Source organism: Deltaproteobacteria bacterium (genome assembly GCA_020848745.1).
Classification (GTDB): domain Bacteria; phylum Desulfobacterota; class Binatia; order UTPRO1; family UTPRO1; genus UTPRO1.
The window spans coordinates 1-10855 of the sequence record JADLHM010000131.1 but is presented as its reverse complement, the minus strand read 5'-3'; the positions used below and the strand labels follow the sequence as shown (position 1 = coordinate 10855).

General features: G+C 72.4%; 8 protein-coding genes. 4 read left to right on the top strand and 4 right to left on the bottom strand.

The features are described 5' to 3' along the window. Window positions 1-1223: glycoside hydrolase family 27 protein (locus tag IT293_18855; GenBank protein MCC6766724.1), on the bottom strand; the 1223-nt coding region annotated here is incomplete at its 3' end. A gap of 335 nt (window positions 1224-1558) precedes the next feature. On the opposite strand from IT293_18855, the gene IT293_18850 reads away from it, so the two are divergent. Next, on the top strand, window positions 1559-2377 hold the full coding sequence (locus IT293_18850; protein ID MCC6766723.1) for an SDR family NAD(P)-dependent oxidoreductase: 819 nt from the start codon (window positions 1559-1561) through the stop codon (window positions 2375-2377). Window positions 2378-2400: 23 nt separating this feature from the next. Here IT293_18850 and IT293_18845 read toward each other — a convergent pair whose 3' ends face one another. Continuing rightward, the gene (locus IT293_18845; protein MCC6766722.1) at window positions 2401-4521 is read right to left on the bottom strand and encodes a response regulator; all 2121 of its coding nucleotides are present in this window, start codon (window positions 4519-4521) and stop codon (window positions 2401-2403) included. Window positions 4522-4648: 127 nt separating this feature from the next. Further along, on the bottom strand, window positions 4649-5029 hold the full coding sequence (locus IT293_18840; protein MCC6766721.1) for a VOC family protein: 381 nt from the start codon (window positions 5027-5029) through the stop codon (window positions 4649-4651). A 128-nt stretch (window positions 5030-5157) separates the two neighbouring features. Between IT293_18840 and IT293_18835 the strand changes: the two genes are divergently transcribed. Both IT293_18835 and IT293_18830 read left to right on the top strand, forming a co-directional pair. Beyond that, on the top strand, window positions 5158-6117 hold the full coding sequence (locus tag IT293_18835) for an NAD(P)-dependent oxidoreductase (protein ID MCC6766720.1): 960 nt from the start codon (window positions 5158-5160) through the stop codon (window positions 6115-6117). Continuing rightward, window positions 6114-8162, top strand: a complete 2049-nt coding sequence (locus tag IT293_18830) for a PAS domain S-box protein (GenBank protein MCC6766719.1) — start codon at window positions 6114-6116, stop codon at window positions 8160-8162. The genes IT293_18835 and IT293_18830 overlap by 4 nt, the downstream gene beginning before the upstream one ends. Before the next feature lie 38 nt (window positions 8163-8200). Here the strand turns inward: IT293_18830 and IT293_18825 are convergent, their stop codons facing one another. Then, on the bottom strand, window positions 8201-8998 hold the full coding sequence (locus IT293_18825) for a hypothetical protein (GenBank protein ID MCC6766718.1): 798 nt from the start codon (window positions 8996-8998) through the stop codon (window positions 8201-8203). A 256-nt stretch (window positions 8999-9254) separates the two neighbouring features. Here IT293_18825 and IT293_18820 point away from each other — a divergent pair, with 256 nt between their 5' ends. After that, the gene (locus IT293_18820) at window positions 9255-10508 is read left to right on the top strand and encodes an acyltransferase family protein (protein ID MCC6766717.1); all 1254 of its coding nucleotides are present in this window, start codon (window positions 9255-9257) and stop codon (window positions 10506-10508) included. Window positions 10509-10855 lie beyond the last annotated feature (347 nt).

Sequence of the window (10855 nt, the reverse complement as noted above, 5' to 3'; positions counted from 1 at the left end):
GCGCTCATCCGAGCGGCGATGCCGAGCGACGCGAGGCTCGCCTCGACCCGCGCCGCGGCCGGGCCGCGGTTGAAGAGCGCGACGGCGCTCCGTCCGTCCGCGAGGGTGCGCGTCCAGATCTCGACCGTCTCGCGCCGCACGACCCGCCGCCCCGGCGTCCCGCGCGGATCCTGGTCGATGGCGAGCACGTGGCGATTGGTGAGCAGCGCGAGCGTCTCGGGCGTCGACGTCCGCACGTCGTGGCCGGCGATGAGCGGGGCCGCCAGCATCGCCCACAAGCTCACGTGCGTCCGGTACTCCGCCGGCGTCATGTGGCCGTTCCCGACCTCGAGCATGTCGGGATCGTTCCAGCGTCCCGGTCCCGCGAACGGCGCGAGCTCGTCCTGCGCGAAGCCGATCGCCGAGACGACGTCCCACCGATCGGCGATGTCGCCGGTCGTCCTCCACAGATGGCCGCCCACGTCGGCGCCCCACTTCCACACGTCGGCCCGCCCGTACTGGCAGATGCTGAACACCATGGGACGGCCCGTCGCGCGGATCGCCCGCGCCATCTTGAGGTAGACCGCCGGCATCTCGTCGTCGTCGTAGACGAGGCCCGCGCTGCACCAGTCGTACTTCAAGTAGTCGACGCCCCACGCCGCGAACGTACGGGCGTCCTGCTCCTCGTGGCCGTAGCTGCCCGCGAACCCGGCGCAGCTCTTCGGCCCTGGCGACGTATAAAGCCCGAGCTTCAAGCCGCGCGCGTGCAGGTACTCCGCCAGCGCCGGCATGTCGGGAAACTTCGCGTTCGGCCGGAGCGCGCCGTCGGCGGCGCGCTCGCCCTGCCACCCGTCATCGACGTTCACATGGACGTAGCCCGCGTCGCGCAGCCCCGTTCGCACCAGGGCGTCGGCGATCTCGCGGATGGTGCGGTCGTCGATCGCGGTCTGGAAGTGGTTCCAGGTGCTGAAGCCCATGGGCGGCGTCGCGGCGAGCCCGTTCGCCGGGAGCTTCGTCACGGCGGGGAGTGGCAGCTTCTTCGGCGCGAGGCCGTCGAGGAGCCGGATCTCGTCGGCGGTCGCGCGCCGGAGCGTCGCGGGCGGCTGCGGATCGCCGGCGACCGCGATGCGCACCCGGTCCGCGTCGACGAGCGCCGCCTCGTAGCGGGTCTCCATGCCGCGCGCCATCCGCATCACGAGCCGGAAGCGCTCGCCCTCCCGCTCGACGGAGAGCGGCACCGCCATGAGCGTCGGCACGAGCAGCTTCGCCGCCGCGCCGCCCGGCGCCGCGCGCACGATCAGCACCCGGACGTGCTGCGGCTCGCGCGCGAGCACCTCGGCCGTGAGCCCCGGCGGGACCCAGGTTCCGACGAGATCCTGCGCCGCGGCGGCGTCGACGAGCACGGCCGCCGCCACGGCCACCAGCAAGCGGCATCCCATCCAGCGCACGAGCGCTCTCTAGCCCGCACCGCTCACCAGGTCCACGTCGCGAAGGCGGCACGCCGGCTCGCTTCGCTCGGGACGCAAGGGAAAGTTCGGTGCTCGCAACCGGGGTGGCGGTCGCGTAAGAAGCCGGTCGCATGCAGACTCCCGAAGCGTTCCCGACCCGCTACGGTCCGTGGGCGCTCGTCGCCGGCGCGGCCGTCGGCCTCGGCGCCGAGTACGCGCGGCAGATCGCGGCGCGCGGCCTCTCCGTGGTGCTGGTCGACCGCGACGCCGGACCGCTCGCGGCGACGGCGGCCGAGATTCGCGCCTGCGGCGGCGCGGTGCGGACGCTCGTCCTCGACCTCGCGCGGCCCGACGTCGGCGAGGCCGTGTGCGCCGCGGTCGCCGACCTCGACATCGGCCTCCTCGTCTACAACGCCGCCATCGGGACCGTGTCCCCCTTCGGCGAGCTCTCGACGACCGACATGCAGGCCATGCTCGACGTCAACTGTCGCGGCCCGCTCTTCCTCGTCCACGCGCTCCTCCCCGCCATGGTGGAGCGCAAGCACGGCGGTATCGTGCTGATGTCGTCGATGGCCGCCAACTTCGGCTCGGCGCAGCTCACGGTCTACGCGGCCACGAAGGCGTTCGACCTCATCCTCGCGGAGGCGCTCTGGGCGGAGCTCCGCGAGCACGGCGTCGACGTGCTCGCCGTCCAGCCCGGCTCCACGCGGACGCCGGGCTGGCAGTCCTCGCAGCCGCCGGAGCTCCGGGGACCGGGTCCCCACGTGATGGAGCCGCCCGACGTCGTGCGGGAGGCACTCGCGACCCTCGGCGTCGAGCCGACCCTCGTCCCCGGCGAGACCAACCGCCAGAGTACGCGGATGCTCGCGTCCCTGCCGCGCCGTCAGGCGATCGAGCTCATCAGCCGGATCACCGCGACGCTCCGGCCGACCGGCCGCACGCTCGCGTAGGGATCACCAGGGAAGCCCGGCGCTCAGCTCGCCGGCGCCTCGGACGCCCGGCGCGCCGCCGCCACGGCCTCGACCAGCTCGTGGCTGCGGAGCGGCTTCCCGACGTGGGCGTCGAAGCCCGCCGAGAGCGCGCGTTCGCGATCGGCGGGCGCCGAGTACGCCGTGAGCGCAATCGCCGGGATGCGGCCGAGCGCCGAGGCCGCCGAGCGAAGACGCGTGAGCAGCGCGTAGCCGTCCTTGCCGGGCATCGCGATGTCGCTCACGACGACGTCGGGCATCCAGCGCACCAGGACGCCGAACGCCTCGTCCGTCGAGCCGGCGGCGCGGACCTCCGCGCCCGCGGCGGCAAGCACGCTCCGCACCGCCTCGTTCGAGTCCGGGTCGTCGTCGACGATCAGCACGCGCAGGCCGTCGAGAACCGCCGCGCCCGCGCGTGCCGCCTCGCGACGGCGGCGCGGCCGCTCGGCCGCAAGGAGCGGCAGCTCCACGGTGAACGTCGAGCCGCACCCCGCACCGCCGCTCTCGACCGCGACCCGCCCTCCGTGCAGCTCGACGAGCTCGCGCACGATCGCGAGACCGATGCCGAGCCCTCCGTGGCGACGCGTCGAGCTCGTGTCGCCTTGCCGAAAGCGCTCGAACACGAACGGGAGCAGCTCGGGCGCGATCCCCTGCCCCGTGTCGCTCACCGCGACGCGCGCGTCCGCGCCGCTCCGCCCGAGCGTCACCCGCACGACGCCGCCCGCGGGCGTGAACTTGATCGCGTTCGACAGGAGGTTCCACAGGATCTGACGCAGCCGGTCGGCGTCGCCGAGGACGCGACAACCCGCGTCGTCGAGCGCCGTCTCGATCGCGATCCGCTTCGCCTCCGCGGCCGGGCGCATCACCTCGACCGCCTCGAGCACCACGACGTCGAGATCGAGCGGCGTCGGCTCCAAGCGAAGCTTCCCCGACTCGATGCGCGACACGTCGAGCAGCTCATCGATCAAGTGGGCGAGGCTGCCGGCGTTCCGCGCGATCGCGTCGAGACCGCGCGCGGTGTCCGCCGGCGACACTCCCCGGCGACGCAGAAGCTCCGACCACAAGAGCACCGGCGAGAGCGGCGTGCGCAGCTCGTGCGAAAGGGTCGCGAGGAACTCGTCCTTCGCGCGGCTCGCCGTCTCGGCCTCGCGCCGCGCCGCGAGCGCGGCGGCGAACAGGCGCTCCCGCTCGCTCTCGACACGCCGGTGCGCAGTCACGTCCTGGAGGAGCACCATCAGGTGGTCGATGGTCCCGTCGGGGCCCGGGAGGCCGCGCATATCGACGGTCACGTCGATCGTCGCGCCGTCGCGTCGCGCGAAGCGCGCCTCGCCGAGGTGCGCTTCGCGCGATCCGGCGAGCGCCTCGCGCGCCAACGCCGCCACCGCCGGCCGGTCCGCCGGCACCGGCAACGTGAACCAATCGCACTGCGCGAGCTCCTCGCGCGTGTAGCCGAGCACCCGGCCGAGCGCGTCGTTCGCCTCGAGGAACGTGCCGTCCGGGTGGACCACGGCGCTCCCGACCGGCGCCAGGTCGAAATAGTTCCGGAGGCGGGCCTCGCGCTCCGTGAGCGTGCGCGCGAGCTGCAACCCCGACCGGAGGTAACCCGCGTAGAGCCCCGCGCCGAAGACGCTCATCGCGACCATGACGACGAGGTAGGATCCGCCCGCGGCCCACGTCAGGCCGTCGACGTCCGTGAGCACGAGGTGGAGCGGATAGAGCGCGACCGCCCCGAGCGACGCCAACGCCTGATTCGTCCGTCCCCAGCGCAAGAAGACCGCCGTCGAGCAGATGAGTCCCGTGAGCGTCCAGAGGCACATCGCGACGGCCGCGCCGACCACCGCGTGGTACGCGTTCAGCCCCATCCCGATCACGTTCACGAACCCGATCAGGAGGGGGACGCTCGCGTCCGCCCGGCGGTGGACGAGCGCGAGACAGATCGTGCCGAGCGCGAGCGACGCGGCGCCGAAGGCCAGCATCCACGGAGTGCGCTCCGGGAAGCGCGTGACCTCGAAGACGGTGCTCAGGACGACGCACGCCGCGAAGAAGCCGAGCCCCGCGGGCGCACGCGCGGCGACCTGCCGAGCCGTTTCGACCCCGTAGGGATCCCTCCCGCTCGTCGACGCCATGGGCAACACCTGACGCACAACGACGATCCATGCTCCCCGGGTCATCGGTCAGTCAACCCGATCCGCGCGGGCACCGGGCCCCCCGCGGCGCCGGATCTCGGCCGGCACCGCGGGGAGCGTCACGGGATCAGCCCATGCGGTGCAGCGCGCAGAGCTTGTTGCCGGACGGGTCGCGCAGGTAGGCGAGGTACATCTTGCCGAGCCCGCCCTCGCGGATCCCCGGGGGATCCTCGATGCTGGTCCCGCCGTTCGCGACGCCCGCCGCGTGCCACTTGTCGACGGTCGCCGGGTCGGCGACGTTGAACCCGATCGTGCCGCCGTTGGCGGCGGTGGCCGGCTTGCCGTCGATCGGCGTGGTCACGCCGAGGACGCCCGTCGGCGACAGGTAGAAGAGCCGTCCCTTCTCGTCGGTGACGCCCGGCGCGATGCCGAGGGTGCCGAGCAGGGCGTCGTAGAACTTCCGGGATGCCTCGATGTCGTTGGCGCCTACCATGATGTGGCTGAACATTCGCGTGCTCCTCCTCTCGAGTACCTTCGATTGCGCGGGATCGCCCGCGAGCGCGCCGCGGGCAGCGGCGGACCCTCATAGCCCGGCGGCGGCGGCGATTCGATAGACACCGGCACGCCGCGATCGCTATGAGAAGGGAGCCCGCCGTGGTGCACGCCCCGCTCGACCTCGCCGACCGTCGCATCCTGATCACGGGACCCACCGGGCAGGTGGCCCTCCCCGTGGTCGCCGCCTACGCGCAGCGCGCGGAGGTCTTCGCGCTCGCGCGCTTCCAGCGCGCCGAAGACGTCGCGCGCGTACGCGACCTCGGCGCCGTGCCGATCCAGGCCGATCTCGCCGACCCCGCGAGCCTCCGCCGGCTGCCGGCCGACGTCGACTACGTGCTCAACTTCGCCGTCGCGAAGAGCGGCCGCTGGGCGGTCGACCTCCGCGCCAACGCCGAGGGCATCGGCGAGCTCTTGATGCACCTCCCGCGCGCGCGGGCCGTCGTTCACTTCTCGTCCGCCGCCGTCTACGCCTACGGCGGGCCCGCCCCGCGCCGCGAGGACGCGCCGCTCGGCGACAACCACCGCGCGCTCTTCCCGACGTACAGCATCAGCAAGATCGCGGCCGAGACGACGGTGCGCCTCTGCGCCCGCCGCCTCGGCGTGCCGGCGACGATCGCGCGCCTGAGCGTGCCGTACGGCGACAACGGCGGCTGGCCGTTCTATCACCTCGTCATGATGCGCAACGGCGCGCCCATCACCGTCCATCCCGAGCGGCCGAACCTCTACAACCTGCTCCATGTCGACGACTACGTCGAAAAGATCCCGCGCCTGCTCGCCGCCGCCTCCGTCGACACCACGACGGTGAACTTCGGGGGCTCCGAAGCGACGAGCATCGAGGACTGGTGCGGCTACCTCGGGGAACTGACCGGCCTGACGCCGGCGTTCACGGAGGATCCGCAGGCGTTCGGCAGCCTCCGCCTCGACACCGATCGCATGCACGCGTTGATCGGGCCGACGCGCGTCGCTTGGCGCGAGGGCATCCTCCGCCTCGTGCGCGCGCTGGCGCCCGACGCGCTCCGCCCCGAGCACGGTCCGCGATGAGCGCCGCCGCCGCGAGCGCCGCGGACGTGACGCTCGCGCATCGCGCCCTCGTCGCCGACCGCATGCCGCTCCTGACCCTGCTGAACATGGTCGTGACGATCGTGTGGCTCGCCACCTTCGCGTCCGCCGGCGAGGTGCCCATCCGGCTCGCGCTCGCGACGGCGGCGACCCAGCTCGCCGTGCTCCTCCCGGCCGCCGCCGCGTGCCGCGCGCGGCCGACCGCACCCTGGATCGTGCCGCTCGCGGTTGCCGCCTTCGCCGTGGTCGGCCTGTCGTGGATCACGCTCTTCGCGACCGTACGGGCCTCCGGCATCATCCTCGGCTTCGTCGTCTTCGTGCTCTACGCCGGAGTCGCCATCGGCACCGCGTGGGGCCTCGGTCCGCAGCTCGCGCTCCAGGGAATCGTCACTCTCGGCTGGGTCGTGGCCCTACCCGCCATCCACAAGCGCCTCCACCTCACGGAGCGCATCGCGGTCGCGGGATTCGGGTCGCTGATCGCGCTCGTCATCGCCGACTGGGCCGCCCGGTCGTTCCGCGTCGCGGAACGCCGCCGCCGCGAGGAGGGCGAGCTCACCGCCAGGCTCCGGGACTCCGAGACCCTCTTCCGCAACCTCCACGAGCACGCCCGCGACTTCATCTGGGTCGCCAACCTGCAGGGACGCCTGACGTACGTGAACCCCGCTCTCGCGCAGTTCACCGGCCGGCCGGAGACGGCGCTTCTCGGGCGCACGATCGCCGACCTCCTGACCGCCCATCCGGACAATCCGCCGACCGCCGGGTGGCGCCCCGCCATCGCGCGCGTTCGCGCCGGCGAGCGCCTGCCGCCGATGATCGTCCAGGTGCACGCGGCCGGAGGCCCGCGTTGGGTGGAGACCGTGATCAGCCCCGTGCGCGACCTCGACGGCACCGTGATCGGCTTGCACGGCAGCAGCCGCGACGTCACCGAACGCCGCGCCGCCGAGGAGACGCTGCGGATGAGCGAGGCGCGCTACCGGGCGCTCGTCGAATCGCAGCACGAGGTCGTGTGCCGCTTCGACCTCGAGGCTCGGTTCACCTTCGTGAACGACGCCGGGTGCCGCGTGTACGGCCAGCCGCGCGAGACGCTGCTCGGACGACGGATCTTCGAGTTCGTCCACTCCGACGATGTCGACCGCGTCCGGGCCGCGATCGCGCGCACCGCCGTGCCTCCGTACCGTAGCGCCGTCGAGAGCCGCACGCGGACCGCCGACGGCTGGCGCTGGTTCGAATGGAACGGAAGCGGCATCTGCGGCCCGGACGGCACGCTGGTGGAGATCCAGAGCGCGGGGCGCGACGTCACCGAGCGGCGCGCGGCGGCCGACGCGCTGGAGGCGTCGCTCCAGGAGCTGCGGACGAGTCAGGAGAAGCTACGCCTCTTCGCGCAGCGCCAGGTCGCCGTCCGCGAAGAGGAACGCACGCGGCTCGGGTTCGACCTCCACGACGACGTCTGCCAGGAACTCGTCGGGATCGGCATCCTCGTCGAGTCCGTGCGCCGCCGTCTCGATCCCCTCCCCACCGACGCCGCGACGGAGCTGCAGCGCATCACGCGCTATCTCAACGGGGTCGCGGAGCACATCCGGGTTCTCGCCCGCGAACTCCGTCCGAACCTCCTTCTCGACCTCGGGCTCGAGGACAGCCTGCGATCGCTGGCGACCGGCCTCGCGCCGCCGGCCACCGTCGTCGAGGCGTCGTTCCGTACGCCCATCCCGCGTCTCGCCGAAGCGACCGAGGTGGCCATCTACCGCATCGCCCAGGAAGCGCTCACGAACGCGCTCCGCCACGCGCACGCCCGCTCGGTCCGGCTCGAGCTCCACGCCGACCGTGTCGTCCGGCTGGAGATCCGGGACGACGGATGCGGATTCGACTCGCACCGTCGACGCCGCGACACCCTCGGCCTCCTGAGCATGGAGGAGCGTGCGCTCGCCGTCGGCGCAAGGCTCGTCATCGAGTCCGCGCCCGGCGCCGGCACGACCGTCCGCCTGGAATGCCCGCTCGAGACCCGCGCCCCGGAAGGCGGAGCCGCCTGACTCGACTTCCCGAAGCGTCCGCCGCGGAGGCTCGCTCCTCAGTCGTCGAGGCAGACGTCCCAGCTGCTCCCGTCGCCGGTATCGCGGCTCGAGCCGCAGACGGCGTCGAAGCTCACGATCGGACGGCGATCGGTCGCGATGTCGTCGCACGCCTCGCTGACGCCGCACGCGGCCGAGGTGCCGTTCGTGGCGACCGCCGCCGCCCGCTTCAGCATGATGCGCCCGGCGTCGACACCATCGAGCCCGTTTCCGGTGACGGTCGTGTAGTGGCTCATCTTGGCCAGGCGGTCGCTGCTGACGCCGTCGCCGAGGTTGCCGCTGACGGTGCATTCGAAGAGCAGCGCCTTGCGAACGGTGTGGGCGCCGTCGTCGCCGTTTCCGACGAAGCTCGTGCCGCGCGCGTTGATCTTGTCGGCGGACACGCCGATGCCGCCGTTGCTCGTGACCGAGGCGTCGTCCAGGCGGGCCGTCTTGCGCGCGTACACGCCGGCGCCGGCGTTGTCGCGGACGGTCACGCCGATCAGCCGCGTGTTCTTGTCGCTGCGGACGCCCTCGGTGCCGCCCCGGAGCGTACCCGGACCTTCCACCCGACACGGCCCCTTCTCGCAGCGCACCACGGCGTGGGCCGGGTGGCCGGTGAGCGTGAAGCCGGCGAGATGGAGACGGCCCTGGAGCTTCACGGCGTCATCGTCCGTGGCCGAGCAGTCGAGATCGGCGACGAGCGTCGCGGAGCCGCGCACGAACTCGCCGCAGCTCGTGATCTGCTCGATGGCGTGGGCGGCGGAGGAAGCGACGGCGATGCCCGCGACAAGCATCGCCAGGAGGGGGGAACGCATGCAACGCCGATACCCCACCCGACGTCCGTAGCCAACCCGAAATCCGCCCGCCACACGCCGGTATGCCGGGCGCCATGGCGGGCGACGTACGGGACGCACCCGTCGGGCCGCATGGTCGCGCCACGGCGGCCCGAGCGCCGTCGCGCCTTTCGCCGTCTCGTGCGGCCGTGGTAGACCGCGCCCGCACGCCGAGGAAGGCGCGCCGCGAGCGCGCGGCGGCGCCGCGGAAATCACCGACGGCGGCGAGGAGGATGGAATGAGGGACGGTAGAGGGCTCGCCAGATCCCGCGTAGCGGAAGACCCGCCGCTGCCCATGACGAGCCGCCGGCCGCTCGCCGAAGCTTCCGTGCCTGCTCCCGCACCATCCGGCGGGCGCCTGCGCTTCATCGACGTCGCCAAGGGGATGAGCATCACGCTCGTCGCCTTCGGCCACAGCCATCTCGTCGTGATCAACCCGCTGGCCGCGGCGGCGAATCAGAGCCTGGGGCTCCTCCGCATGCCGCTCTTCTTCTTCCTGTCGGGTGTGTTCTTCCGCCCCGCGAAACCGTTCGCCACCCTCCTGCGGGAGAAGAGCGACTCGCTCCTGAAGCCTTATCTCGTCACCCTCGCACTCGTGGTCCTCGCGCGCGTCCTCGTAGCGGGTGCCGACCCCTTCGCGGAGATTCCGCGGATGCTGTACGGCGTCGGCACGTCGATCGACATGCCGTGGGCGCCGCTCTGGTACCTGGCGCACCTCTGGCTCGTCTTTCCCTACGCCTGGGGGCTCGTGCGGATCGCGACCGCGGCGCGCCTTCCCGCGTGGGTAAGCGCAGCGCTGCTCGCCGCGGGCGCCCTCACCGGCCTTTCGTACCTCCACCTCTTCCGGGACCTGCCGATCGTGATCGGGGACATGCACGCGCCCCTCTCCGGCCTCCCGTTCAGCGCGGACGTCCTCTCGATCAGCGCCGCGTATTTCCTCCTGGGCTTCGCCCTCCGCGAGCGCGTCCAGCGCTTCCGGCCGAACCCCGCGCTCGCGGTGGCGCTCCTTGTGATCTTCGCGGCGCTGGACGCCGCCACGGATCTCCACCTGGACCTCAATCAACGCGTCGTCGAACAGCCGATCGCGACGGCGGCATGCTCCCTGGCGGGCATCTACCTCGCCCTCTCCGCAGCGCATGCCCTGAGCGCAACGCGAAGGCTCGGCGCGGCGTTCGCGTTCCTCGGCTTCAACAGTCTCTTCGTCCTGCTGTTCCACACGTTCCTGGAAACGCAGTGCCGTCATCTGCTGTCCACGCTGATGTCATCTCGCGCCGGACTCGGCATCGCGACGACGGCCTACGTCTGGTCCGTGCCCCTCGCGGCAGCCCTCGGAGTCGTCATCCGCCGCTCGGCTTTCCTGTCGGCGCTCTACCTGCCGCGGAAGCAGCGGCGCGTGCCTGGCATCGGGGCACGCACGCCCAGGCTCGTGGATCTCGAGCCGCAGCCCGCAACCGACGCGGGACTGAAGCAAAGCCCCGACTTCCTCCCATGACACCATAGATCCGAGCGGCCGTCTGGCGGCGGGAAGTCCATCCCAGGCGCTCGAAGGCGCGGCGTGCGTCTCGACCGGAGACGACGGGAAGGTCAGGCAACGGCCACGTCCACCTCGATGGTACGCACGGTCAGGGGAATCCACCGGTCATCGGCGCGGGGTTGACGGTTCGGCCGCGTAGGTACGCGGCGCGAGGAGCGTCCCCGACGGGATTTGTACCTTACTCGACAGTGCCGGGTTCGCGCGACGGCGGCTACGCCGCGTCGCGAAGGCGGACGGGTGCTGGGGGTCGGAAGAGTCGCCGGCGGAGGAATTTCGCGAGGGTGACGTCCGGGGGGCCAACGGGG